The organism is Sphingomonas lenta, assembly GCF_002288825.1.
GTDB classification, from domain to species: Bacteria; Pseudomonadota; Alphaproteobacteria; order Sphingomonadales; family Sphingomonadaceae; genus Sphingomonas; species Sphingomonas lenta.
In genome coordinates, this window is sequence record NZ_NSLI01000003.1 from 588,477 (window position 1) to 611,830 (window position 23,354).

27 protein-coding genes are annotated in these 23,354 nt (G+C 69.4%); 18 read left to right on the forward strand and 9 right to left on the reverse strand.

What is annotated here, in order from left to right; all coding sequences use genetic code 11:
• Positions 1-15 precede the first annotated feature (15 nt).
• The 8 genes from CKY28_RS10090 to CKY28_RS10125 form a co-directional block, all read right to left on the reverse strand.
• Positions 16-747, reverse strand: a complete 732-nt coding sequence (locus tag CKY28_RS10090) for a sigma-70 family RNA polymerase sigma factor (protein ID WP_095998189.1) — start codon at positions 745-747, stop codon at positions 16-18.
• Entirely contained in the window at positions 744-2,807 is a 2,064-nt protein-coding gene (gene flhA, locus CKY28_RS10095; RefSeq protein WP_095998190.1) for a flagellar biosynthesis protein FlhA, read from the reverse strand. Before flhA ends, CKY28_RS10090 begins: the two co-directional genes overlap by 4 nt.
• Positions 2,808-2,811: 4 nt before the next feature.
• Entirely contained in the window at positions 2,812-3,651 is an 840-nt protein-coding gene (locus CKY28_RS10100; RefSeq protein WP_095998191.1) for a flagellar biosynthesis protein FlgJ, read from the reverse strand.
• 320 nt (positions 3,652-3,971) lie between these two features.
• Positions 3,972-4,283, reverse strand: coding sequence for a flagellar protein FlgN (locus CKY28_RS10105; RefSeq protein ID WP_095998192.1), 312 nt, complete (start codon positions 4,281-4,283; stop codon positions 3,972-3,974).
• The gene (gene flgM, locus CKY28_RS10110; RefSeq protein ID WP_095998193.1) at positions 4,270-4,566 is read right to left on the reverse strand and encodes a flagellar biosynthesis anti-sigma factor FlgM; all 297 of its coding nucleotides are present in this window, start codon (positions 4,564-4,566) and stop codon (positions 4,270-4,272) included. Before flgM ends, CKY28_RS10105 begins: the two co-directional genes overlap by 14 nt.
• 65 nt (positions 4,567-4,631) lie before the next feature.
• The gene (locus CKY28_RS10115) at positions 4,632-5,153 is read right to left on the reverse strand and encodes a flagella basal body P-ring formation protein FlgA (protein ID WP_095998602.1); all 522 of its coding nucleotides are present in this window, start codon (positions 5,151-5,153) and stop codon (positions 4,632-4,634) included.
• Between the two features lie 11 nt (positions 5,154-5,164).
• Positions 5,165-5,653 (reverse strand): hypothetical protein, encoded by a 489-nt coding sequence (locus CKY28_RS10120; RefSeq protein WP_245841754.1) that lies wholly within the window; start codon positions 5,651-5,653, stop codon positions 5,165-5,167.
• A complete protein-coding gene (locus tag CKY28_RS10125) occupies positions 5,650-6,300 on the reverse strand; it encodes a motility protein A (RefSeq protein WP_245841756.1) in 651 nt (216 codons plus the stop codon). The genes CKY28_RS10120 and CKY28_RS10125 overlap by 4 nt, the downstream gene beginning before the upstream one ends.
• A gap of 335 nt (positions 6,301-6,635) precedes the next feature.
• Here CKY28_RS10125 and CKY28_RS10130 point away from each other — a divergent pair, with 335 nt between their 5' ends.
• The 13 genes from CKY28_RS10130 (at position 6,636) to CKY28_RS10190 (ending at position 17,375) form a co-directional block, all read left to right on the forward strand.
• Positions 6,636-6,980: a flagellar basal body rod protein FlgB gene (locus tag CKY28_RS10130; protein ID WP_095998195.1), complete on the forward strand. Its 345-nt coding sequence runs from the start codon at positions 6,636-6,638 to the stop codon at positions 6,978-6,980.
• A 1-nt stretch (position 6,981) separates the two neighbouring features.
• Positions 6,982-7,389: a flagellar basal body rod protein FlgC gene (gene flgC / locus CKY28_RS10135; protein WP_095998196.1), complete on the forward strand. Its 408-nt coding sequence runs from the start codon at positions 6,982-6,984 to the stop codon at positions 7,387-7,389.
• Positions 7,390-7,391: 2 nt separating this feature from the next.
• Entirely contained in the window at positions 7,392-8,069 is a 678-nt protein-coding gene (locus CKY28_RS10140; protein ID WP_095998197.1) for a flagellar hook assembly protein FlgD, read from the forward strand.
• Between the two features lie 25 nt (positions 8,070-8,094).
• Positions 8,095-9,354, forward strand: a complete 1,260-nt coding sequence (locus CKY28_RS10145; protein WP_095998198.1) for a flagellar hook protein FlgE — start codon at positions 8,095-8,097, stop codon at positions 9,352-9,354.
• 26 nt (positions 9,355-9,380) lie between these two features.
• Positions 9,381-10,130 (forward strand): flagellar basal-body rod protein FlgF, encoded by a 750-nt coding sequence (flgF, locus tag CKY28_RS10150; protein ID WP_095998199.1) that lies wholly within the window; start codon positions 9,381-9,383, stop codon positions 10,128-10,130.
• 14 nt (positions 10,131-10,144) lie between these two features.
• On the forward strand, positions 10,145-10,933 hold the full coding sequence (gene flgG, locus CKY28_RS10155) for a flagellar basal-body rod protein FlgG (protein ID WP_095998200.1): 789 nt from the start codon (positions 10,145-10,147) through the stop codon (positions 10,931-10,933).
• 53 nt (positions 10,934-10,986) lie between these two features.
• Positions 10,987-11,658 (forward strand): flagellar basal body L-ring protein FlgH, encoded by a 672-nt coding sequence (locus CKY28_RS10160; RefSeq protein ID WP_245841821.1) that lies wholly within the window; start codon positions 10,987-10,989, stop codon positions 11,656-11,658.
• Positions 11,659-11,706: 48 nt separating this feature from the next.
• Positions 11,707-12,807, forward strand: coding sequence for a flagellar basal body P-ring protein FlgI (locus CKY28_RS10165; RefSeq protein ID WP_095998202.1), 1,101 nt, complete (start codon positions 11,707-11,709; stop codon positions 12,805-12,807).
• Positions 12,804-13,118 carry a rod-binding protein gene (locus CKY28_RS10170; protein WP_095998203.1) on the forward strand — a complete coding sequence of 105 codons (315 nt, stop codon included), beginning with the start codon at positions 12,804-12,806 and terminating at the stop codon, positions 13,116-13,118. The genes CKY28_RS10165 and CKY28_RS10170 overlap by 4 nt, the downstream gene beginning before the upstream one ends.
• A complete protein-coding gene (flgK, locus tag CKY28_RS10175) occupies positions 13,115-14,461 on the forward strand; it encodes a flagellar hook-associated protein FlgK (RefSeq protein ID WP_095998204.1) in 1,347 nt (448 codons plus the stop codon). Before CKY28_RS10170 ends, flgK begins: the two co-directional genes overlap by 4 nt.
• Complete coding sequence (locus CKY28_RS10180; RefSeq protein WP_095998205.1) at positions 14,461-15,357, forward strand: flagellin N-terminal helical domain-containing protein; 897 nt, start codon at positions 14,461-14,463, stop codon at positions 15,355-15,357. The genes flgK and CKY28_RS10180 overlap by 1 nt, the downstream gene beginning before the upstream one ends.
• 248 nt (positions 15,358-15,605) lie before the next feature.
• Positions 15,606-16,469 (forward strand): flagellar motor stator protein MotA, encoded by an 864-nt coding sequence (gene motA / locus CKY28_RS10185; protein WP_095998206.1) that lies wholly within the window; start codon positions 15,606-15,608, stop codon positions 16,467-16,469.
• A 3-nt stretch (positions 16,470-16,472) separates the two neighbouring features.
• The gene (locus CKY28_RS10190) at positions 16,473-17,375 is read left to right on the forward strand and encodes a flagellar motor protein MotB (RefSeq protein ID WP_095998207.1); all 903 of its coding nucleotides are present in this window, start codon (positions 16,473-16,475) and stop codon (positions 17,373-17,375) included.
• A gap of 159 nt (positions 17,376-17,534) precedes the next feature.
• Here CKY28_RS10190 and CKY28_RS10195 read toward each other — a convergent pair whose 3' ends face one another.
• On the reverse strand, positions 17,535-18,041 hold the full coding sequence (locus CKY28_RS10195; protein WP_095998208.1) for a Ros/MucR family transcriptional regulator: 507 nt from the start codon (positions 18,039-18,041) through the stop codon (positions 17,535-17,537).
• 177 nt (positions 18,042-18,218) lie between these two features.
• Here CKY28_RS10195 and cyoA point away from each other — a divergent pair, with 177 nt between their 5' ends.
• From cyoA to rpiA, 5 genes are all read left to right on the forward strand, one after another.
• Positions 18,219-19,100: a ubiquinol oxidase subunit II gene (gene cyoA, locus CKY28_RS10200; RefSeq protein WP_176473046.1), complete on the forward strand. Its 882-nt coding sequence runs from the start codon at positions 18,219-18,221 to the stop codon at positions 19,098-19,100.
• Position 19,101: 1 nt separating this feature from the next.
• Complete coding sequence (gene cyoB / locus CKY28_RS10205; protein ID WP_217989578.1) at positions 19,102-21,147, forward strand: cytochrome o ubiquinol oxidase subunit I; 2,046 nt, start codon at positions 19,102-19,104, stop codon at positions 21,145-21,147.
• A complete protein-coding gene (locus CKY28_RS10210; RefSeq protein ID WP_095998210.1) occupies positions 21,144-21,803 on the forward strand; it encodes a cytochrome (ubi)quinol oxidase subunit III in 660 nt (219 codons plus the stop codon). Before cyoB ends, CKY28_RS10210 begins: the two co-directional genes overlap by 4 nt.
• Complete coding sequence (gene cyoD / locus CKY28_RS10215) at positions 21,800-22,204, forward strand: cytochrome o ubiquinol oxidase subunit IV (RefSeq protein ID WP_095998211.1); 405 nt, start codon at positions 21,800-21,802, stop codon at positions 22,202-22,204. The genes CKY28_RS10210 and cyoD overlap by 4 nt, the downstream gene beginning before the upstream one ends.
• Positions 22,205-22,450: 246 nt before the next feature.
• Complete coding sequence (rpiA, locus tag CKY28_RS10220; protein ID WP_095998212.1) at positions 22,451-23,134, forward strand: ribose-5-phosphate isomerase RpiA; 684 nt, start codon at positions 22,451-22,453, stop codon at positions 23,132-23,134.
• Positions 23,135-23,354: the final 220 nt, after the last annotated feature.

A 23,354-nucleotide genomic window follows, 5' to 3' on the forward strand; every position in this document is an offset into this window, starting at 1 on the left:
GGGAGAGGGGAGGGATTATCCCGCCAACGCTCTCTTCAGCCGATCATGCGCGCTCTTCTTGATCTGGCACACGCGCGCTTGGCCGACGCCGAGCACCTGGCCGATCTCCTCGAGGTTGAGTTCCTCGACATAGTAGAGCTGGATCACCAGCTGCTCGCGCTCGGGTAGGCCCGCGATCGCCGCGACCAGCGCGTCGCGCTGCTCGCCCTCCGCCAACGCGTCGAACGCGTCGGGCTCGGAAGACGCGAACCAGGGCAGGTCGTCCTGATAGACGTCGTCGATCGACTCCAGCCTGACCCCGTCCGCCGCGGCGTATTCCTGGCGCAGCTTGTCGGGCGTGACGCCCAGCCTGCCTGCGACCTCCGCGTCGCCCGGCGCGCGGCCCAGCTCCAGCGTCAGCTGCTCGACGGCGCGGGCGTATTCGCGACGGCGGCGCATTGCGCCGCGGCTGCCCGTCGCCTGGCGGCGGAGCTCGTCGATCATCGCGCCGCGCAGCCGCGTCGTCAGATACTGGCGGAACTCGGGACCCGAGCGCGCCTCCGCCGACGCCAGCGCCTCGACCAGCGCGACCAGGCCCACCTGGACCAGGTCCTCGACGTCCACGCTCGTACTCATCGAGCCATGGACGTGCCAAGCGAGCCGGCGGACGAGCGGCAGGTGCTGCCGGATCGCGTCATCGGTGCCGCGGTTCGGCTTATAAGTGACGGGTTGGGCGTTATCGAACGAACCGGGATTGTACAGGCTCATGCGGGCAGGGCTCCGGGCGCGCCGATCACGGCGACGACTTCGACCTGTTTCTCCTCGGGCACCTCGAAGAAGGAGAGCACCGGGGTGTCGGGCAGGCACGACTTCATCAGCTTGCGGATCGCGACGCGAATGGCGGGTTGGACGACGAGTGCGAAGGGCTTGGCTTCGCTGAGGAGCGGCTGGGCGGCGCGACTGACCGCGTCCATGATGCGGCGGCCGAGCTCGGGCTCGATGACGTGGCGGCCGGGGTCGGCGCGCATCGCCTGGCCGAGCAGCCCTTCGAGCTGCCCCTCCAAGGTCATGACGCGCAAGGGCTCGCGGACGCCGCACAGCTTCTGGACGATGAGCCCGCCCAGCTCCGGCCGGATCAGCTCTACGATCTCGTCGGCCTGCGCGCTACGCTGCGCGGCGGCGGCGACGGCGGACGCGATGCGGCGGAACTCCTTGAGGCTGACGCCCTCGGCGAGCAGGCCCTTGAGCACCTGCGTCAGCGTGGTCAGCGGCAGCGGCTGCGGCGTCAGCGAGCCGACCAGCTGCGGGTTGCGCTCCTTCAGGCCGTCGAGCAGCGCCTGGACCTCGTCGGGGCCCAGCAGGTCGGCGGCGTTCTGGCCGAGCGCGTGGTTCAGGTGCGTCGCGACCACCGTGCCGGCGTCGACCACCAGATAGCCCATACCGGTCGCGGCGTCGGCGTCGCCGGGCGCGATCCAGGTCGCCTCCAGGCCGAAGGTCGGATCGCGCGCAACCTTGCCGCGCACGGGGCCGACCGCCTGGCCGGTGTCGAGCGCCAGCATCTCGTCGGGCGAGACCTGGTCCTCGCCCACCACGATGCCGCCGACGAGGAGGCGATAGGTATAGGGAGCCAGGTTGATGTCGTCGCGGACGCGCACCTGCGGCACGACGAAGCCCAAATCCTTGGACAGCTGGCGGCGAACGCCCGTGATGCGGCCCATCAGCGGCGCGCCCTTGCGCTCGTCGACGAGCGGCACGAGGCCGTAGCCGATGTCGAGGTGCACCTGCATGCCGTCCGACACGTCCGACCAGTCGATGCGCGACGTGTCGACGGGCTCGGGCGCGGCGGCAGGGGCGGGCGGGGGAGGGCGGCGCTCGATCTGGCGCAGCTTCCACGCCGCGAAGCCGGCCACCGCGGCGGCGGGCAGAATCACGAGGTGCGGCATGCCCGGGAACACGCCGAGCAGGCCGAGGATGACGGCGACGGGCGTCCAGGTGCGCGAGGAGCCGAACTGGCCGCCGATCTGGCCCGCCAGGTCCTTGTCCGACGACACGCGCGTGACGATGGCGGCGGCGGCGATGGAGAGCATCAGCGCCGGCAGCTGCGCCACGAGCGCGTCGCCGATCGCGAGCAGCACGTAAGCCTTCGCCGCGTCGCCGATCGACATGCCGTGGCTGACGGGGCCTAAGATCAGGCCGCCGATGACGTTGGCCGCGAGGATCAGCAGCGCGGCGATGGCGTCGCCCTTCACGAACTTGGACGAACCGTCCATCGAGCCGTAGAAGTCGGCCTCGGTCGACACCTCGACGCGGCGCGCCTTGGCCTCGTCGGGCGTCATCAGGCCGGCGTTCAGGTCGGCGTCGATCGCCATCTGCTTGCCGGGCAGCGCGTCGAGGGTGAAGCGGGCGGACACTTCGGAGACGCGGCCCGCGCCCTTGGTCACGACGATCAGGTTGATGATCATCAGGATCGCGAAGACGAAGATGCCGACGACGTAGTCGCCGCCGATCAGGAACTCGCCGAACGCCTCGATGACATGGCCGGCGGCGGCCGAGCCCTCGTGCCCGTGCACCAGCACGATGCGGGTGGACGCGACGTTGAGGCCCAGGCGGAACAGCGTGGCGAACAGCAGCACCGTCGGGAAGGCGGAGAAGTCCAGCGGCTTCTGCGCATTCAGAGCGACCATCAGCACCGCGAGGCTGATCGCGATGTTCACGACGAAGAACACATCGAGCAGCGCCGCCGGGATCGGCACCACCATGATGACGACGAGCATCAGGATGGCGAGCGGCAGGGCGGAGCCGCGGGCGTGGGGGAGGAACTTGCCCATCGCCTCAGGCCCCCATCGTCGCGAGCATCATGTACGCCAGCCGGGCGTTCTCGGGCGTCGGGCGCATGACGTTCAGCGCGGTGCGCGGCCGCTCGGGCTCGTCGCCGAAGCGCGTCATCGCCGCCTTGGCCCAGGCGAGCGCGTCTCCCGCGCTCTCCGAGCCGGTGATCACCGTGCCGCCGTTCGTCTCCAGCGCTTGGCTCGCATAGCCGACGGGGCTCGACGCGGTCGCGGCGCCGTCGCCGAGCTTGGCGGCGAAGCGCTCGTAGATCTGCTCGAGCGAGCGGGGCTGGCCGCCGCGGTCGTAGAAGATGTTGCGGTTGGCGCGCGCGGCGGCGGGGAACAGCGCCGCGCCGTTCGCGTCCGGATTGGACTGCATGGTCGACAGGAACTTGCTCGCCCCGCCCAGGCCCAGGAAGTGCGCTATATAGAGGTCGGTGCCGGTCGCGGGGCGGCCGAGCTTGCCCTCCAGCGCGGCCTTGTTGTCGGACGCGTGGCTCGCCGCCATCAAGGACGCCGCCGCCGGATCGTTGCGCAGGTTCAGGATCGCCTGGCGCGTCGCGGGGTCGCCCACCGTGAACCGGCCGGAGCCGTTGCGCCCGATCGCGTCGGCGGCCCAGCCGAGCCCGTGCTCGTGGCCGTGGCGCTTCACCACGGCGAGCCAGCTCTGGTCGATGAACTGGTACAGCCCGGTCGCCGACGAGGTGCGCGCGCGGGCGGTGGCGTTGAGCCCGGATTCGATCTTCGCCTGGCCGAGCAGGTAGTCGAAGTCGATCCCGGTGCGGCTGGAGGCGAAGGCGATCGCCTGCTGGACGCGGTTGGCGGAGATGGCGTTTATGGTCATTGCAGCGATGAGTGCTGCAAGGGGTGTGCCAAAGTGCAGCGCGAGAGACGGGGTAGCGAAGCTACATCGCACTCGCGCCAGCTCGGCCGACCTCGCGCGACGCGAGGATCGACGGCGCGGCTTTGCCGCGGCGTGTGCTGTTATGGAGAAAAGTCGCGGCAGAGCTCCAGGTCGCGTGCCCTGGCCCACAAACAGCGCCACCCCGGCGTAGGCCGGGGCCCAATAACGGCCACCTTACGAGCGGGAGTGCCCACGCCCGAGGACCATCGTGACTGGGCCCCGGCCTACGCCGGGGTGGAGCTAGAGCTTAGGAACTGGATCTACGCGAACGCGCGCACCGTGGGCCGATAACCGGCCGCCGCATCGCCGGTCAGGATCTGCAGGCGGCGGCGAACATTTGCCGCCATCAGGTTCGCATAGATGCGGCAGGTCTCGTTCAGGCGGTTCGCCTCGTCGGCGAGCTCGCGCAGCTCCGCGCCGACGGGACCGGTGCCGGCCGCCGCGATCGCCTCGATACCGGCGAGCTTGCGCGTGGTCGCGCGCTCGAGCGCGACGACGTTGTTCGTCTTCAGCGCCGCGATCTCGTCGTGCAGCGCGTCGATCACCTGGAGCAGCGCCTTACGCTTGGTCATCACCAGTCCAATTCAGCTTGAATGCGAGGAGGCGGTCGGCGACCGTGGCCGGGGCCAGGGGGAACCTGCCCTCGGCGATGGCGCGGCGGATGCGCGATACGCGCTCGCTGTCCACCGGGGGCACCGAGGCGAGGTCGCGGGCGACCTGGCCCAGGCCCGACGCGGCGGGCTGCGCATCGGTCCGCGCGGGCGTTTCGGCCGCGCGGAGCGGTGCGGCGCGCTCGACGCGTCCGACGTTCCGATCTCCAACCGTGAAAGGCTTGCCGCCTACCGAGTCCACCATGTCCGCACCTGTCCTTTAGCGGTGTCGGATGATGATACGGCAGGACGCGCGGAATATTTAGTCCCCTAACGGACCCAGCCCGGCAGCGTCGCCCGACCGCCCTCGACGGCGACCGCCTGGACGGGCGCGCGGGCGTCCGCGACGCGGACCATGAAGCGGCCGCCGGGGGCCGCGTCGCCCATCGCCACGCCCTCGCGCGAGATGGTGAAGCCGGCGGTTCCGGCCTCGATCACGACGGGATCGCCGCGGCGGATGACCGGCGCAAGCCGGTCATCCGCCCGGCCGGCGGGCGTAGCCCGTCCGACGGCGGGAGCGGTCGCGGCGGCCGCGACCGGCGCGGACCGCTTCACCGGCACGAAGATGCGCCAGTCCGGCCCGGAGCAGGCGACGACCACCGCGTCCTGCGTGGGCGAGCGCCAGGAGAGCGCGACGGTCGGGCAGGCGGCGAGCTTGAGCCGCGGGTCGACGGGCGCGCGCGCGCCGCCCTCCTCGCCGACGGCGTGGCCGGTGAAGGCGGCGACCGAGCGGTCGAGCGCAGCGGTGTTCTGGAACGCCGCGGTTCCGGCGAGCAGCAATAGGGGAAGCATCGGATACTCCATCAGGGGCGCTCGCCGGCGAAGGCGAGCGTCACGGTCGCGGTGCGGCCGCGGGGACGAGGATCGGTGGACAGGCGAAGGCGGCGGGGCGGGACGACGCCCGACAATAGCTGCGCGACGGCGCGGGCGCGGTCGAGCGCGAGCAGCGCGGGACCGCCCGGGCCCGTATCGGCGGCCGAGCCGTCGACCGCGGCGGTGACGGTCAGCTCGACGCGCGGATCGCGGACGTTCTCGCGCGCCCAGGCGATGAGCGGCGCAGGGTCGGCGATCGCGGCGGAGCCGGTCCCGAAGCGGACGGCGAACGAGGTTACCGGCATGAGCGGGGGCTCGCTCGGGGCGAACGCGTCGCGCAACGAGCGGCTGAGCTCCTCGCGCTTGGGCGCAGCAGTCGCCTGGACGAGCAGCATGAAGCCGAGCAGCAGCAGCGCCAGGTCGGCGAGCGTCATCAGCCAGAGCGGCTTAGGCACGACGGGTTCGGGAAAGTCGTTCACGCCGCGGCGCTCAGATGCGTGGGCGCTTCACGCGCGGCGAGCGCGGTGAGCGGCGCTTCCAGGCGGGTGCGCTCGAACGCCTCCGCGCGGGCGAGCGCGCGCAACCGCGCGGCGATGGGTGCGGCGATGAGGTTGGCGAGCACCGCGCCGTAGAGCGTCGCTAGCAGCGCCACCGCCATCGCGCCGCCGATCCGGGCGGGGTCGCCCATTTTGGCGAACATCTGGGCCAAACCGATGAGCGTGCCGATCATGCCCATGGCGGGCGCGACCTCGGCCACCCCCGACCAGACGTCGGCGGCGGCGAGGTGGCGTTCTACTCGTGCGCGTCGCGCGTGCGCGAGGGCGGCGGCCACGTCCGCGCCGTCCGCGCCGTCGACGATCGCGGAGATCGCGTCGCGGACGTCGCGGTCGGCCACGACGAAGCGGTCGAGCGCGTGCGTCCCGTGCTTGCGCGCGACGCGGTCCTGCAGGTCGATCTGTTCGAGCAGGGGATCGGCGGAGAAGGGCACGCGGAACAGCGTCAGGAGGCTGCCCAGCGCGCGCCGCAGATGCGAGGGCGGCGCTCTGAGCAAGGTGGCGAGCGCGGTGCCGCCGAGCACGAGCGCGGCGGCGGTGGGGTCGAGGAACTGGTCGAACGCGAGTGTCACGCGGGAGGTTGATGCAAGCGGTGGGCCAAGTGAGTCTTCCTTATTCCTCCCCCGCAACGCAGTTGCGGGGGAGGGGGACCGCGCCGCTCTTGCGGCGTGGTGGAGGGGGTACAGGGCGATGCCGCATCCCGTTGCTCCCCCTCCACCAGCTGCGCTGGTCCCCCTCCCCCGCCGTGGGCGGGGGAGGAATGACGGGAAGGAGACCGGCAACATTGCCGCCCGACCGGCAAGCCTTTGCCGCCCGGACCCGCCGCACCCGCCTGTCCGCCCTCCCAAACGCATTTGGCATGCCCTTTGCGAGAACCCCGCTGCGCAATGGTGCGCTCGGGAGGCCGATGGTGGCGTTCGACAAATTATTCGGGGTGCACGGCGCCGCGCTGCAGGTCCGCTCGCAGCGCATGGGCATGCTGGCGTCCAACATCGCCAACGCGTCCACGCCGAACTTCAAGGCGCGCGACATCGATTTCAACGCCGCGCTCGGTTCGATGGAGGGCGGCCGTCCGACGCTGGACGGCGCGGTCAAGTACCGCGTGCCGACCCAGCCTTCGATGGACGGCAACACCGTCGAGCTGTCGCTGGAGCAGACCGCGTTCGCCGAGAACGCCGTCCAGTACCACACGACGCTGGCGTTCCTGAACGGGCGCATCGGCACCATCACCCGCGCGCTGAAGGGGGAATAAGATGGATCGTCCCTTGTCGATCTTCCAAGTCGCCGGGCGCGCCATGTCGGCGCAGCTCGTGCGCATGAACACCACCGCGTCCAACCTGGCCAATGCCGGCGGGATCGCGGGGTCGGAGGCCACCGCCTACCGCTCGATGAAGCCCGTGTTCCGGACGACCTTCGACAAGGCGTCGGGCATGGCGACCGTCGACGTCGAGAAGGTCGTGACGGCCGGCGAGGTGCCGACCAAGCGTTACGACCCGTCCAACCCGCTCGCCGACCAGGACGGCAACGTCTTCGACGCGGCGGTGGACGAGACGCGCGAGCTGGTCGACATGATGGAGACCGCGCGCACCTATCAGAACAACGTCGAGGTGATGCAGACGGCCAAGTCGCTCATCGTCGACACGCTCAAGCTGGGACGCTGATCATGGCGAGCTCCTTCGACGCCACGCTCAAGAACCTGGGCATCGCCGCGCAGACGACCGCGAACCAGGTCAAGGGCAAGGGCAGCCAGACGCTCGGCCAGGCCGACTTCCTGAAACTGATGACCGCGCAGATGAAGAACCAGGATCCGTTCGATCCGGTCGACAACACGCAAATGGTCGCCCAGATGGCGCAGTTCTCCTCGCTCGCTGGCATCTCCGAGATGTCGACGACGCTGAAGACCATCGCCGACAAGCTGAACGCCACCACGGCGGCCGACGCGATGGCCTATGTCGGGCGCACCGTGCTGACGGAGGGCTCGGTCGCTTATGGCCGCACCGACGGAGGCATCGCGGGCGGCGTGGAGCTGGCCGCCGACGCCGACGTGGTCGAGGTCTCGATCGCCGACGCCGAAGGCCGGACGCTCAAGACGCTGCAGCTCGGCAAGCAGAAGGCCGGCGCGGTCGAGTTCGACTGGGACGGCAAGACCGACGGGGGCGAGGACGCCGGCCCCGGCCCGTTCGCCGTTTCGACCTACGCCGCGGGCGCGAACGGCGCGGTCGTCGCCGAGCCGCTCGTCTGGGCGCCCGTCCAGTCCGTCTCGCTCAGCTCAGGCTCACCCGTGCTCGACGCGGCCGGCGTCGGCCCCATCCCCGTCACCGCCGTCCGCAAGATCGGCTGATTCCTCTCTCGCTCAGGAGTAACCCATGACCTTCTACACGTCGCTCTCCGGCCTCAAGGCCATGCAGACCGAGATGGGCACCATCTCGCACAACCTCGCCAACGTCGCGACCAGCGGCTTCAAGAAGTCGCGCACCGACTTCGCGGACGTGATCGCGTCCAACCTGTCGACCGATCCGCGCAAGGCGATCGGTTCGGGCGTGGTGGTGAAGACCAACACCCAGCAGTTCACCCAGGGCAATCTCACCTCGACGGGCAAGGCGCTCGACCTCGCCATCTCCGGAGACGGCTTCTTCGCGGTGAAGACGGGCTCGCTCGACGGCGCGGTCTCCTTCACGCGCAACGGCGCGTTCGCGGTCGACGTGAACCGCTACGTCGTCGACGCGCAGGGCTCGTACCTCCAGGCCTATCCCGTCGATGCGAATGGGGAAGTGTCGGCGACGGGGGTGGATGGTCTTCAGGCGATCCAGATCCCCGCGGTGAACGGCGTGCCGATCGCGACGGAGAACGTCTCGCTCAACAAGAACTTCTCGAACGCGGCGGTTCCGCCGACGGTGGCGTTCAACCGCGGCAACGCGTCCACCTACAACAGCTCCACCTCGACGCGCATCTACGACGAGGAGGGCAACGCGATGACGTTGACCAACTATTACGTCCGCCAGGAGGACGCGACCGGCACGCCCACGAACGACTGGACCGTGTACAGCTATGTGGGCGACACGCAGCTCCTGGTCGGCGGCGCGCCCTCGACGACGCTGAGCTTCGACGCGACGGGGGCGCTCGCCACGCCGACCGCACCGATCGACTATGATCCGTTCACGCCCAAGGGCATGACGACGACCCAGCCGCTGGCGATCAACTTCGCCGGCTCAACGCAGACCGCGTCTCCCTTCTCCGTCCAGGGCAAGAGCCAAGACGGTGCCACCGTGGGCGAGTTCACCAGCGTCACCGTGGACAAGACGGGCCTGCTGTCGGCCGCCTTCTCCGACGGCGCGATCGTGCCCTTGGGCAAGATCCCGCTCGCAGGCTTCACCACGCCCGAGGGCCTGCGCCAGACGGGCAACAGCTACTGGACCTCGACCGCCGTATCGGGCGTGCCGATGCTGTCGGTCGCGGGCGACGACGGGCGCGGTTCGGTCATGTCGGGCACGATCGAGGGCTCCAACGTCGACATCACGGAGGAGCTGGTCGGCCTGATCGCCGCGCAGCGCAACTTCCAGGCGAACGCCAAGGCGCTCGACACCTCGGCGCAGATCGCCACCACCATCTTCAACATCCGCTCGTAAGCGAGAAGGGGCGGGGACTCGGGTAGATGGACAAGCTGGTCTACACGGCGGCGACGGGCCTGCGCGCGCACATGCAGGCGCAGGCGGCGATCGCCAACAACATGGCGAACGTGTCCACCACGGGATACCGGGCCGACCGCGTCGTGTTCGACCGGATCGAGCTGAAGGGCGGCGGGGCGGCCTTGCAGGCGCGCACGCCGACCTCCGAGGAGATCACGGACGCCGACCGCTCGCCGGGCGCGATCCAGACGACCGGCCGCCCGCTCGACATCGCGATGCAGGGCGACGCCTGGCTCGCGGTGCAGGCGGCGGACGGCACGGAGGCGTACACCCGGCGCGGCGACCTGTCGGTCACCGAGGCGGGCGTGCTCCAGACCGGCGACGGGTTCCTGGTGATGGGGTCGGGGGGCCCCATCACCTTGCCGCCTGCCGACAAGGTCGCGATCGCCGCGGACGGTTCGATCACCATCGTGCCGCGCGGGGGCGACCCGAACCAGCCCCAGGCGATCGACCGGCTCAAGCTGGCCGACCCCAGGGGCTCGAACACGGTCAAGGGCCTGGACAACCTGCTGCGCGTGCGCGGCGGGGGCGTGCTGCCGGAGGACCTGGACGCCAAGGTCCAGACCGGCGCGCTGGAGGGCTCCAACGTCAACATGACGCAGGCGCTGGTCGACATGATCGAGAACCAGCGCTCCTACGAGGTGCAGGCCAACCTCCTGAAGGAGGCCCGCTCCATGGACGAACAATCCGCGTCGCTGATGCGGCTGCCTAGCTAAGAAGGAATAGGATCATGGGTTCCGCCGCCATGCACATCGCGCGCACCGGGCTCGACGCCCAGGACATGCGCATGCGGGTCATCTCGAACAACCTCGCGAACGTCAGCACAACGGGCTACAAGCGCGACCGCGCGGCGTTCGAGACGCTGGCGTACCAAGTCGTCACCGCGCCGGGCGCGCAGTCGACCGCGGAGACGCGCTACGCCGTCGGCCTCAACCTCGGCACGGGCGTACGCCTCCAGGGCACGGCGCGCATCGACACGCAAGGGTCGGTGAACATTACCGGCAACTCGCTCGACCTGGCGCTGGACGGCGACGGCTACTTCCAGGTGCAGCTGCCCGGCGGCCAGCTCGGCTACACCCGCGCCGGCAACTTCTCGCGCTCCCCGGAGGGGATGATCGTCACCGCGCAAGGCTATGTGGTGCAGCCGGGCGTCAACGTGCCCGAGGGCACGACCAACATCACCGTCGGCGAGGACGGCACCATTTCGGCGACCGTCGCGGGCCAGACCGATCCGGTCGAGCTCGGCCAGTTCCCGGTCGCCACCTTTCCGAACTCGGCCGGGCTGCAGGCGACGGGCGACAACTACCTCGTCGAGACCGCCGCGTCGGGTCCGGCCAACCTCGGCGCCCCGAACATCGAGGGCCGCGCGCGCATCCGCCAGGGGATGCTGGAGGCGTCCAACGTCAACGTGGTCGAGGAGCTGGTCGACATGATCGAGACGCAGCGCGCCTATGAGGTCAACTCCAAGATGATCTCGGCGACCGACGACATGCTCAAGTACATTAACCAGAACGTCTGACCATGGCGACCAGAACCTCCTTCTCCGTCCAGGCGGCGCAGTGGTGCGAGCTCATGCTCGCCGGCGTCGCGGGCGCGCTCCTCGTGGCGGGGCTCGCGCCCGACGGCGCGGACGCGCAGCTGTTCGGCCGCAAGCAGCCCGCGGAGGACTATTCCGCCGCGCGGCCTGCGCCGCCCGTCGCGCCCGCCGCCACCGGCTCGATCTTCCAGGTCGCCGACGGCTACGCCGCGCTCTACGAGGGCTGGCGCGCGCGCCGCGTGGGCGACCCGCTCACCATCGTGCTCGTCGAGCGCACCGCCGCGTCCAAATCGGCGGGCACGCAGCTCGATTCGGACGGCGAGTTCGGGCTGCGCGCGCCGCTCACCGGGCCGCTGTCGGTGTTCAAGCCGACGGACGCCCGCGCAGGCGGCGACCGCTCCTTCGAGGGGGTAGGCACGGCCAACCAGGCCAACTCGCTGTCCGGCGAGGTCTCGGTGACCGTCGCCGAGGTCTATCCGAACGGCACCATGCTGGTGCAGGGGCAGAAGCGCGTCACGCTGAACCGCGGCGACGAGTTCATCCGCATCAAGGGGCTAGTGCGCATCGCGGACGTGGACGTGAACAACCGCGTCGCCTCCACCCGCGTCGCCGACGCGCAGATCAGCTACACCGGCAGGGGCGACGTCGCCCGGGCGAGCCGCCAGGGCTGGCTCAGCCGCTTCTTCCAAGTCGTCAGCCCGTTCTGACGGCCTGGTTAGCGGCTTGGTAACCATAGCCGGGGCACAAGGTACGCCATGACCATCATCCGCCTCCTGCTCGCCGCGCTGGTGATCCTCGGCCTGGCCGCGCCGGCGCACGCCGACCGCGTCAAGGACCTGGGGACCTTCCAGGGCATCCGATCGAACCAGCTCACCGGCTACGGCGTCGTCGTCGGCCTGCCGGGCACGGGCGACGACAATCTCGAGTACACGGTGCAGTCGCTCAAAGCGGTCGCATCGCGCTTCGGGTTGCAGCTGCCGCCCGGGGTCAACCCGCCCGCGAAGAACGCGGCGGTGGTGATGGTGACGGCCGATCTGCCGCCCTTCGCGAAGCCCGGGCAGAAGCTGGACATCACCGTGGCGTCGCTGGGCAGGGCCAAGAGCCTGCGCGGCGGCAGCCTTGTGCTGACGCCGTTGCTCGGCGCGGACGGGCAGATCTACGCCATGGCGCAGGGCAACCTGGCCGTGGGCGGCCTGGGTGCCGAGGGCGCCGACGGCTCCAAGATCGTGGTCAACATTCCTTCCAGCGGCCGCATCCCCGAGGGCGCGACGGTGGAGCGCGCGGTGGCGACCGGCTTCGAGCAGTCGCCCGTGCTGACCTTCAACCTGCAGCGCGCGGATTTCACCACGGCCCAGAACGTCGCGGGCGCGATCAATCGCGCGCTCGGATCGGGTGCGGCGCAGGCGATCGACGCCGTGTCCGTCTCCGTCCAGGCCCCCGCCGGCGCGCAAGGCCGCGCGCAGCTGATGGCGCAGATCGAGAATCTCGACGTGGTCGCGGCCGAGCCGCCGGCCAAGGTCATCGTCAACGCCCGCACGGGCACCGTGGTCATCAACTCGGCGGTCCGCGTCGGTCCGGCGGCGGTGACGCACGGCAAGCTGACGGTGCGCATCGACGAATCGCAACGTGTCGTCCAGCCGGAAGGCTTCAGCGACGGCGTCACCGCGGTCGAGCAGCGCTCGAACGTCCAGGTCGAGGAGGAGAAGCGCCCCATGTTCCTGCTCAACCCCGGCCCCAAGCTCGCCGACGTGGTGAAGGCGGTGAACGCGATCGGCGCGTCGCCCGCGGACCTCGTCGCGATCCTGGAGGCGCTCAAGGAGGCGGGCGCGCTCAAGGCGGAGCTCATCGTGCTATGACCTTAATCACCGCACGCACCGGTATCGGGTCCGGCCTCGGCCGCGCCGAGACCAAGGAGAACCTCGACAAGGCGGGCCGGCAGTTCGAGTCCGTGTTCACGGGGCTCATGCTGGCCAGCATGCGAAAGGCCAAGCTCGCCGACCCGCTGTTCGACTCGAAGGCGATCGACACGTTCCGCGACATGCAGGACAAGCTCGTCGCCCAGAGCATGGCGGAGCACGCGCCCATGGGCATCGGCCGCGCCATGACGGAGTTCCTGTCGCGCTCGCAACCCGATCTTAACGCCGAGCCCGAAAAGGTGGCCGAATGAGCGATCTCCTGTCCATCGGTGCCAGCGGCGTGCGCGCGTACCAGAACGCGCTGACCACGACGTCCGAGAACATCGCCAATAGCGGCGTCCAGGGTTACTCCCGTCGCCGGACCGAGCTCCAGGAGATCGCGGTCCCGCCCTCCGGCTATTCGCCCACCAAGCTGACGCGCGGCATGGGCGTCGCGGTGACGGGCATCGCGCGCGTCGCCGACGCCTACACGGCCGCCGCGGCGCGCGCCGCCGGTTCCGACCTCTCGCGCACGGAGGCGGGCATCGAGTGGCTGGGCCGGATCGAGGACGCGCTGACCGGCGCAGGCCTGCCCGCGCGCGTTACCGGCTTCTTCAACTCGGCGCGCCAGCTCGCCGCCGACCCGTCCTCGATCGCCGCGCGCGCGGTGATGCTGGAGCAGGCGGCGGCGGTGGCGGGCTCGTTCCGCGCCACGGGCGCGGCGCTCGACAAGGTTCAGGCGCAGATCGACGAGACCGCGCGCGACCTCACCGACAAGCTCGACGGCTTCGGCCGCGCGCTGGCGGTGATCAACGAGAAGATCGGGCGCATCACGCCCGGCTCCTCCGCGGCCGCGGCGATGGCGGACGAACGCGACCGGCTGCTCGACGCGATGAGCGGCCTCGCCGACGTCAGCGTCGCCATCGACGACATCGGCCGCGCGACCGTGCGGCTGGGGGCGTCCAACGGCCCCGTGTTCGTGACGGGCGCCATGTCGGGCGACGTAGCCTATTCGCGCGCGACGACGGGCGTCGCGTCCTTCGCCGTCTATCTGGCGGGCCAGGCCGACGCCATCCAACCGAACGGCGGATCGCTGGGCGCGATCGTCGACGCGGCCGGCCGCACCTTCGACGCGCGCACCCGCGTGGAGCAGCTCGCCCAAGACCTGGCCGACGCGGTCAACGACAACCAGGCGAACGGCTTCGACCTGACGAACGGTCCCGGCCCCGACATCTTCGTCGGGACCACGCTGGCGACGTTCAACGTGTCGCCGACCGTCGAGCCCGAGAACATCGCGGCCGCCGGCGCCGCCAACCGTCCGCGCGACGCGTCCAACCTCGAAGCGTTGCAGCAGGCGCGCGCGTCGCTCGGGTTCGAGGCGAAGCTCGCCGACATGACCACGATCAACGCGACCGCGCTCAACCAGCGCCGGCTGGTCGCCGACGCGCAGGCGGCGATCCGCGATGGCGCGGTGGCCGCGCGCGAGGCGGTGTCGGGCGTCGACCTCGACCGGGAGGCGGTGGACCTGATCCGCTTCCAGCAGGCATACCAAGCGTCCAGCCGCGTGATCCAGGTCGCCCGCGAGACGCTGCAATCGATCCTGGAGATCCGCTGATGCAGGTGCCCACCAACCGCTTCTACGACGCGGCCGCGCGCAACATGGGCCGGCTCGCGTCGCGCGCCGACGCGCTGCAGGTGCAGATCGCCACGGGCAAGCGCTTGGCCGCGCCGTCCGACGACGCGCTCGCCTATCGCCGGCTCGAGGGTCTGCGCCAGGCGAAGGCCGACGACGCGACTTACGGCGCGAACCTGAAGCTCGCCGGCAGCGTGCTCGCCCAGGCGGACACCGTGCTGGGCGAGGTCAACGGCCAGCTGCAGCGCGCGTCCGAGCTGGCGATCCGCGCCGCCAACGGCACGATGAACCCGGGCGACCGCAAGGTCATCGCGATCGAGCTCAACGACATCGCCGAGGCGCTGGTGCAGCTCGTCAATACGACGGACGGGCGCGGGCTGCCGCTGTTCGGCGGCGCCGGCGGCGAGGCGGCGGCGACGCTGCAGCCGGACGGGTCCTACACGCTCGCGCAGACGGTGCCGACGGCGATGCCGGTGGGCGACGGCCAGACGATCCAGGCGAACGACGCGGCGGACCGCGTGTTCGGCTTCGAGGGCAAGAAGGGCCCGACCGACGTGATCGCCGTGGTGGCCGACATCGTGGCGGTGCTGGAGGCGGGCGGCGAGATGACCGACGACCTCAAGGCGGACATGGCCGCGGCGCTCGACCAGACGGAGACCGCCCAGGCGTCGCTCGGCGCACGGGGCGCGCGGATCGACATGCTCGCCGCGCAGATGCAGGCCACCGCCGCGAACCGCGAGGAGGCGCGGTCCGGGCTGGAGGACGCGGACATCACAGAAACCGTGACCGAGCTGCAGAAGACCATGACGATCCTGCAAGCGACGCAGGCGAGCTTCGCCAAGCTGTCGAGCCTGTCGCTGTTCGATTATCTGCGCTGACCTCCGCACCGGCGCACGCGCCGCTCCCTTCGTCATCCCGGGCTTGACCCGGGGTCCCGCTTTCTCGCCCACAGGCCGGAGAAGAAGCGGGGCCCCGGCTCAAGGCCGGGGTGACGTCCTTAGGGCGTTCCGGGATCGGGTCCGACCAACGGACGACGGCACGGGGCCAAAAACCCGCTCCCGCTAACCTCTTGTCCACCTCTCACGGTTAACGGTCGTCGTACCGCTTGGGGGAAGTAACCAGTTCCATGTTTCCGGCTATCGGCTTCGTCGTCCTCATCGCCATGGTGTTCGGCGGGTTCGCCATCACCGGCGGCGCGCTCGGGCCCGTCATGCACGCGCTCCCGCACGAGATGCTCATCATCGGCGGCGCCGCCCTGGGCGCGCTCATCATCGGCAATTCGGGCGCCGAGCTCAAGGCCATGGGCTCCGGCCTGGGCAAGGTCTTCAAGGGGCCGAAGTACAAGAAGCAGGATTATCTGGACGTCATCTTCCTCGTGTCCAAGCTCATGAAGATGCTGCGGACCGAGGGGCCGATCGCGCTGGAGCCGCACGTCGAGGACCCCAAGTCCTCCGCGCTGTTCGCCGAATATCCCCGGCTTCTGGCCGACCACACGCTCGTCAACCTGATCGCCGACACGCTGCGCCTCGTCGTGGTTTCGTCGGGCACGCTCGACGTGCACGCGGTGGAGGACGTGGTCGACAACGCCATCAAGACGCACCACCACGAGGTCGAGGGGCCGCAGCACACGCTGCAGAACCTGGCGGACGCGCTGCCGGCGCTGGGCATCGTCGCCGCGGTGCTGGGCGTGGTGAAGACCATGGGTTCGATCGACAAGCCGCCCGCCATTCTGGGCGGCATGATCGGCTCGGCGCTGGTCGGCACCTTCCTGGGCGTGCTCCTCGCCTACGGCCTGGTCGGGCCGATCGCCAACAGGCTGAAGCAGGTGATCGACGCGGACGCCGCGATCTACCACGTCGTGAAGCAGATCATCATCGCCTCGCTTCACGGCCACCCGCAGCCGCTCGTCATCGAGGCCGCGCGCTCGGGCATCGCCCACAAGAACCAGCCCGGCTTCGCCGAGGTGTTCGACGGGCTTCGGGGAAGGTAAGCCATGGCCGCGCGCGCGCCGCATGGGCACAACCAGCCGCCCAAGATCATCTACAAGAAAGTCTATATCGAGGGCGGGCACGGTCATCACGGCGGCGCCTGGAAGGTGGCGTACGCCGACTTCGTGACCGCCATGATGGCGTTCTTCCTGCTCATGTGGCTGCTCGGCGCGACCGACGAGAAGAAGCGCAAGGGCATCGCCGACTTCTTCGCGCCCACGCTCCTCAACTCGCAATCGAACGGCATGGGCGGCAACGGGCCCGCCGGCGGCGAGTCGGTGGTGAGCAGCAGCCGCGTCGGCCCCAAGCCCGGCACGGGCTTCATGCAGGCGATCATTGACCCGGCCCAGAACGACGGCGGCCCCAAGCACGGCACCGGCGACAAGGGTTCGCTGCGCAACCCCAAGGTCGTGGCCGAGGACCGGAAGAACTTCGAGGCGCTCAAGAAGCAGGTCGAGGCCGAGATGCGCGCCAACGGCTCGCTCGCGCAGCTCGCCAAGCATGTCCGGTTCGTCATGACGCAGGACGGCATGCGCATCGACCTGATCGACGACGCGGACTATTCGATGTTCGACCTGGGCACGACCACCTTGGAGTCGCAGGCGTCGCAGCTGATCGGCACCATCGCGGGCGCGATCGGGCGGACGGCGAACCCCATCATGATCCGCGGCCACACCGACAGCGTGGCCTATGGCGACCCCAGGGCGATGAATAACTGGCTGCTCGCGTCGGGCCGCGCGGAGGCGACGCGCCGCCGGCTGCTAGCGGGCGGCATCCCCGAGCGCCGCTTCGAGCGCATCGAGGGCGTGGCGGACCGCGAGCCGATCATCGCCAAGGACCCGTACGATCCGCGCAACAGGCGCGTGGCGATCACGTTGTTGTACCGGAAGGGTAGCTTCGGGTCGTAGGGCGCACGCGCCCAGCGGAGCTGGAAGCGAGACGCCCGAGACCGGCCGGCGTCGACCCACCGACGACCGACGACGCGGCTTCGCCGCGGCGGGCCTGCAGAAGCAAAAAGGGCCGGCTCACCATCACGGTGAGCCGGCCCTCTTGCGCTTACGATGGGGTCACTCCCCCGCCGGCTGCACCTTTTTCCGGCCCCGGGTCGGCGCGGGCTGCTCGGGCTGAGCCTGCTCTCCGCCGCCGCCGCGCGTCGACTTGCGGCCGAGGCCGATCTGCTTGGCCATGGCGCGGCGCGACTCCGAATAGCTCTCGGCCACCATCGGGTAATCGGACTTCAGGCCGTAGCGGTCACGATACTGGTCGGGGGTGAGCCCGTGGGTCGCGAGGTGGCGGCGCAGCGTCTTGTAGGGCTTGCCGTCGATCATCGAGATGATGTGGTCGCGCGACGACAGGGACTTGCGAACGGACACGGCCGGCGTGTACTCGGTCTGCGGCTCCGCGCTGGGCGTCTCCGCCGAACTGCCGGTGAGTTCGGACACGGTTTCGTGCATCCGGCGCAGGAACGCGGGCACTTCGTCGGCCGAAATGCGCGTATTCGGGTTGCCGAGCCAAGCGATCGTCAACTCGGTGGCGAGTTCCAGCGCATTGGTGTCGGACTGATCTTCGGACATGAGGTACTCCTGGGGGCAATTCTTAACTAAGTATCTGACTTTCCGGCTCGGTCAACATGGATTTATGCTTTTCCGAGCCATTGGACACAATAGTCGCGGTTGCGTTAATCTGATTTCGAAATCCTTTGCTCACCACCGCTCCCGCGGCTAAGGCTCGGCCGACCCGGGGAGATGCTGATGCCAGGGATCGGACGGGATTGGGCCGCGCGTGTCGCGGTCGGCGTGGCGGGCCTCTTCGCGGCGTCCTGCTCGGAGCCGGGGCTGCTCGACCCGGCGGGTCCGGTCGCGCGCGGCGAGCGCACCATGTTCGTCAACGCCAGCGTGATCATGGCGATGATCATCGTGCCGATCATCGTGCTCACCTTCTACTTCGCGTGGCGCTATTCGGCGAAAAACCCGCGCGGACGTTACACGCCCGAGTGGTCCTATTCGGGCCGGCTCGAACTCCTCGTGTGGTCGATCCCGGCGCTGGTGATCATCTTCCTCGGCGGCATCGCCTGGATCGGGAGCCACGAGCTCGAGCCTTCGCGTCCCATACGATCGGACGTGCCGACGTTGGAGGTGCAGGTCGTCTCGCTCGATTGGAAATGGCTGTTCATCTATCCCGAGCAGGGCGTGGCGAGCGTCAACTATCTCGCCATCCCGGCAGGCACGCCCGTGCGCTTCCGCGTGACCTCGGCGACGGTGATGAACAGCTTCATCATCCCGCGGCTGGGTTCGCAGATCTACGGCATGGCGGGAATGGACGGGAAGCTCCACCTCCTGGCCGACGAGCCGGGGCGCTATCGCGGTCTGTCCGCGCATTACAGCGGCGAGGGGTTCTCGGAGATGATGTTCCTGGCCGACGCGATGCCGCGCGAGCGGTTCGCGGCGTGGGTGCGGGGGACCAGGCGCACGGGGCCGGTGCTGGACGGGCCGGAATATCTGAAGCTCGAGCGTACGGCCGCGACGTCGAAGGCGTACACCTACCGCGCGGTCGTGCCCGGGCTCTACCAGGCGGCGCTGCGCCATTCGGGAACGCCCGCGCGCGAGCAGTCGCGCTCGGGCCGGGAGGACTAGTATGGCCGAACACTCGCGCGAGGCGGCGGAGTGGTCGCCGATCACCGGCAAGCTCGCCTGGAACTCGATCCCCTGGGAGGAGCCGATCCCGCTGATCGCGGCCGCGGCGGTGGGGTCCGTGCTGTTCGGCACGCTGATCTGGGTCTGGCGGGCGGGCTATGTCCCGTATCTCTGGCGCGAGTGGATCACGTCGGTCGATCACAAGCGCATCGGCATCATGTACTGCATCTTCGCGCTCGTGATGCTGATCCGAGGCTTCTCGGACGCGGTGCTGATGCGGACGCACCAGGACCTCATGTACAACAATGGCGGCTATCTGCCCGCCGAGCATTACGACCAGATCTTCACCGCGCACGGCGTGATCATGATCTTCTTCGTGGCCATGCCGTTTCTCACGGGGCTGATGAACTTCGCGGTGCCGCTCCAGCTCGGCGTGCGCGACGTGGCTTTTCCGACGCTCAACAACGTCAGCTTCTGGCTTACCGCGAGCGGGGCGCTGCTCGTCAACATCAGCCTCGTCGTCGGCGAGTTCGCGAAGACGGGCTGGGTCGTCTACCCGCCCTTGTCGGAGCTGCGCTTCTCGCCCGGGGTGGGCGTCGACTATTATCTATGGGCGTTGCAGATAGCGGGGGTGGGGACGCTGCTCGCGGGCGTGAACCTCGTCACGACCATCCTCAAGATGCGCGCGCCGGGGATGGGGTACACGCGCATGCCGATGTTCTGCTGGACGTCGCTGGCCGCGAACCTGCTGATCGTCGCGGCGTTCCCGATCCTGACCGCCACCATGGCGATGCTGCTGCTCGACCGCTACCTCGACTTCCACTTCTTCACGAACGAGCTCGGCGGCAACGCGATGATGTTCGTGAACCTGGTCTGGGCCTGGGGGCATCCAGAGGTGTACATCCTGGTGCTGCCCGTGTTCGGCATCTTCTCGGAAGTGGTCTCGACGTTCAGCTCTAAGCCGTTGTTCGGCTACCGCTCCATGATCGTGGCGACCATGGTCATCTGCGTGCTCAGCTTCATGGTGTGGCTCCACCACTTCTTCACCATGGGCGCGGGCGCGGACGTGAACGGCGTGTTCGGCGTCACCACCATGATCATCGCGGTGCCGACGGGCGTGAAGGTGTTCAACTGGCTGTTCACGATGTTCAGGGGGCGTATCCGCTTCACCACGCCCATGCTCTACTCGATCGGGTTCGTGGTCACCTTCGTGATCGGCGGCGCGTCGGGCGTGCTGCTCGCCATCCCGCCCGTCGATTTCGTGCTGCACAACACGCTGTTCCTGGTGGCGCATTTCCACAACATCGTCATTCCCGCCGTGCTGTTCGGGCTGTTCGCGGGCTACACCTATTGGTTTCCCAAGGCGTTCGGGTTCAAGCTCGACGAGCGTTGGGGCAAGCGCGCTTTCTGGTGCTGGATCATCGGCTTCTACATCGCCTTCATGCCGCTCTACGTGCTGGGGCTGATGGGCATGCAGCGCCGCATGAGCGCGCACTACGTCAAGGCGTGGGAGCCGTGGCTGATCGTCGCCTCCGTCGGCTCGGCGATCATCGCACTGGGCATCGCCGCGATGGCGGTGCAGCTCTACGTATCAATCAGGAACCGCGCGGCCTTGCGCGACGACACCGGCGACCCCTGGGACGGCCGCACGCTCGAGTGGATGACCACCTCGCCGCCGCCGTCCTACAACTTCGCCGTGCTGCCCGACGTCAGCCACGAAGAGGCTTATTGGAGCCTGAAGGAGGGCGCGCGGGAGAAGAAGCGGCTGAGCGACCGGCCCGACTATGAGCCGATCGAGATGCCGCGCAACTCGCCCACCGGCTTCATCACCGCGTTCTTCACGACGGTGCTGGGCTTCGCGGCGGTGTGGCACATCTGGTGGCTAGTGATCCTCGGGGTGCTCGGCGCCTGGGCGACGTTCACGATCTTCGCGTGGCGCGACCATCACGAGTTCGAGATCCCGGCCGACGAGGTCGAGCGCCTCGACCGCGAGCGGCGCGAAGCCAAGGCGCAACTGCTCGGCATCCCTAAGGAAGCGACCGCGTGAGCGCGCGCTCGACCCAGGCGTACGCCGGCGCGCACGGCGACCCGAACCGGCTCGGCCACGGCGAGGGCCCGTCGATCAGCGAGCTGGGCCCGGCGCCCAAACGCATCATCGTCGGCTACGGCTTCTGGATCTTCCTGCTGTCCGACTTCATCATGTTCGCCGCCTTCTTCGCCGGCTACGCGGTGCTGGTGGGCGAGACGGCGGGCGGGCCGTCGGGGCGCGAGCTGTTCGACCTTAGGTTCGTGGCGGGCGAGACGGCGCTGCTGCTCCTGTCCAGCTTCACCTGCGGCATGGCAACCATCGGCGCGGCGGCGAGGAGCCAGTGGTGGTTCCAGATCGCCATGGCCTGGACCGCGCTGCTCGGCGCGGGGTTCCTAGGTATGGAGCTCTGGGAGTTCGCGCACCTGATCGGCGAGGGCGCAGGACCGGACCGCTCCGCCTTCCTGTCGAGCTTCTTCGCGCTGGTGGGCCTGCACGGGCTCCACGTGCTCGCGGGCCTGCTCTGGCTGCTCACCATGATGGCGCAGGTGCTCGCCAAGGGGTTCCGCGAGGACATACAGCGACGCATCCTGTGCTGGGCGCTGTTCTGGCACGCGCTCGACATCATCTGGATCGCCCTGTTCACCGTCGTCTATCTGTTCGGAGCGCGCGCATGAACGAGGAGGAATACTCCAAGCGGAGCGACATCGACCGCGCGCCGGGCGACCAAAACGAGGACGAGGACCTCGACGTCGTCAAGGGCGTGCGCGGCTACGTCATCGGCCTGATCGCGGCGTCGCTGCTCACCGCGGCGAGCTTCTGGTTCGCGACCACCGACTTGATCTACGAGCCGGGGCTCCCCGTTTTCCTCGTCGCGCTCGCGATCGGGCAGATGGGCGTGCACCTGGTGTTCTTCCTCCACATCACCACCGGGCCCGACAACAGCAACAACGTCCTCGCGCTCGCCTTCGGCACGCTGATCGTGGCGCTGGTGCTGTTCGGGTCGATCTGGATCATGGCGCACCTGAATCACGGCATGTCGAACGGGCAGATGCACGACATGATGCGGGGGATGTGAGGGCCGTCCCGCGAAGTGGTACTTCGCGGGGGAAGAAGCCCCTTCATCTTCTTTCGTCACCCCGGACTTGTTCCGGGGTCCATCGTCGTGCGCGCGATCCGTTCGAGGGTGTACACAGCCGTCCGCCTCCTGCTCGCGGCCGGTTCGCCCGGATAGCGATGGACCCCGGAACAAGTCCGGGGTGACGGGTGGGGTGGGGAGAGGGCTGTGCTTCCCGGTCCGCTATAGAGGGGGTAGGGCCGCCGCATGAACCTGGACGACGACAAGCGACTCGCCGCCGAGGCCGCCGTGGCCGAGGTGCGGGATGGGATGATGGTGGGGCTCGGCACCGGCTCCACCGCCGCGCACATGATCCGCGCGCTGGGGCGGCGCGTGGGCGAGGGCCTGAAGATGGATGCGGTCGCGACCAGCCATGCCTCGGCCGATCTGGCGCGGGAGCTCGGCATCCGCGTCCACGACTTCGCCGACGTCGCCCGCGTGGACCTGACGATCGACGGCGCGGACGAGATCGATGGGCTCATGCTCGTCGTAAAGGGCGCGGGCGGCGCGATGCTGCGCGAGAAATGCGTGGCCGCCGCCAGCGACCGCATGGTCGTGATCGCCGACGGCGCGAAGCGCGTCGAGCGCATCGGCAAGGCTGCGGTGCCCGTCGAGGTTCTGCCCTTCGCAAAAGCCTATGTGACGCGCGTGCTGGCTGAGCGGTCGGACGCGGTGCTCCGCATGGCGGGCGGCGAGGCGTACCTGACGGATCAGGGCAACCTCGTCCTCGACTGCGCCTTCCACGACCTGTCCGACCCGCACGAGGTCGCGGCTTGGCTCCAGGGGATCCCCGGCGTGCTGGGGCACGGGCTGTTCCTGTCGGAGGTGGACGGGGCGTATCTGGCCGATGGCGGCGTCGTGACGAGGCTGGAACGGTCGGAGCTCGGCTGATAGGGGCACGCTGAAACCAGTCCTCCCCCGCATCGTAGATGCGGGGGAGGGGGACCGCGCCCGTAGGGCGTGGTGGAGGGGGTACAGGGCGATGCCGCATCCCGTAGTTCCCCCTCCACCATGCTTCGCATGGTCCCCCTCCCCCGCTGTGAGCGGGGGAGGAACTCGGATCGCGCAACCCAATCGTGCGCCTCGCGTTCGGGGCGTTAACCTGAAGAGG

Coding starts and splice junctions, on each gene's coding strand:
- CKY28_RS10090 (WP_095998189.1), bottom strand. CDS start 747: ATGAGCCTGTACAATCCCGGTTCGTTCGATAACGCCCAACCCGTCACT.
- flhA (WP_095998190.1), bottom strand. CDS start 2,807: ATGGGCAAGTTCCTCCCCCACGCCCGCGGCTCCGCCCTGCCGCTCGCC.
- CKY28_RS10100 (WP_095998191.1), bottom strand. CDS start 3,651: ATGACCATAAACGCCATCTCCGCCAACCGCGTCCAGCAGGCGATCGCC.
- CKY28_RS10105 (WP_095998192.1), bottom strand. CDS start 4,283: ATGACCAAGCGTAAGGCGCTGCTCCAGGTGATCGACGCGCTGCACGAC.
- flgM (WP_095998193.1), bottom strand. CDS start 4,566: ATGGTGGACTCGGTAGGCGGCAAGCCTTTCACGGTTGGAGATCGGAAC.
- CKY28_RS10115 (WP_095998602.1), bottom strand. CDS start 5,153: ATGCTTCCCCTATTGCTGCTCGCCGGAACCGCGGCGTTCCAGAACACC.
- CKY28_RS10130 (WP_095998195.1), top strand. CDS start 6,636: ATGGTGGCGTTCGACAAATTATTCGGGGTGCACGGCGCCGCGCTGCAG.
- flgC (WP_095998196.1), top strand. CDS start 6,982: ATGGATCGTCCCTTGTCGATCTTCCAAGTCGCCGGGCGCGCCATGTCG.
- CKY28_RS10140 (WP_095998197.1), top strand. CDS start 7,392: ATGGCGAGCTCCTTCGACGCCACGCTCAAGAACCTGGGCATCGCCGCG.
- CKY28_RS10145 (WP_095998198.1), top strand. CDS start 8,095: ATGACCTTCTACACGTCGCTCTCCGGCCTCAAGGCCATGCAGACCGAG.
- flgF (WP_095998199.1), top strand. CDS start 9,381: ATGGACAAGCTGGTCTACACGGCGGCGACGGGCCTGCGCGCGCACATG.
- flgG (WP_095998200.1), top strand. CDS start 10,145: ATGGGTTCCGCCGCCATGCACATCGCGCGCACCGGGCTCGACGCCCAG.
- CKY28_RS10160 (WP_245841821.1), top strand. CDS start 10,987: ATGCTCGCCGGCGTCGCGGGCGCGCTCCTCGTGGCGGGGCTCGCGCCC.
- CKY28_RS10165 (WP_095998202.1), top strand. CDS start 11,707: ATGACCATCATCCGCCTCCTGCTCGCCGCGCTGGTGATCCTCGGCCTG.
- CKY28_RS10170 (WP_095998203.1), top strand. CDS start 12,804: ATGACCTTAATCACCGCACGCACCGGTATCGGGTCCGGCCTCGGCCGC.
- flgK (WP_095998204.1), top strand. CDS start 13,115: ATGAGCGATCTCCTGTCCATCGGTGCCAGCGGCGTGCGCGCGTACCAG.
- CKY28_RS10180 (WP_095998205.1), top strand. CDS start 14,461: ATGCAGGTGCCCACCAACCGCTTCTACGACGCGGCCGCGCGCAACATG.
- motA (WP_095998206.1), top strand. CDS start 15,606: ATGTTTCCGGCTATCGGCTTCGTCGTCCTCATCGCCATGGTGTTCGGC.
- CKY28_RS10190 (WP_095998207.1), top strand. CDS start 16,473: ATGGCCGCGCGCGCGCCGCATGGGCACAACCAGCCGCCCAAGATCATC.
- CKY28_RS10195 (WP_095998208.1), bottom strand. CDS start 18,041: ATGTCCGAAGATCAGTCCGACACCAATGCGCTGGAACTCGCCACCGAG.
- cyoA (WP_176473046.1), top strand. CDS start 18,219: ATGCCAGGGATCGGACGGGATTGGGCCGCGCGTGTCGCGGTCGGCGTG.
- cyoB (WP_217989578.1), top strand. CDS start 19,102: ATGGCCGAACACTCGCGCGAGGCGGCGGAGTGGTCGCCGATCACCGGC.
- cyoD (WP_095998211.1), top strand. CDS start 21,800: ATGAACGAGGAGGAATACTCCAAGCGGAGCGACATCGACCGCGCGCCG.
- rpiA (WP_095998212.1), top strand. CDS start 22,451: ATGAACCTGGACGACGACAAGCGACTCGCCGCCGAGGCCGCCGTGGCC.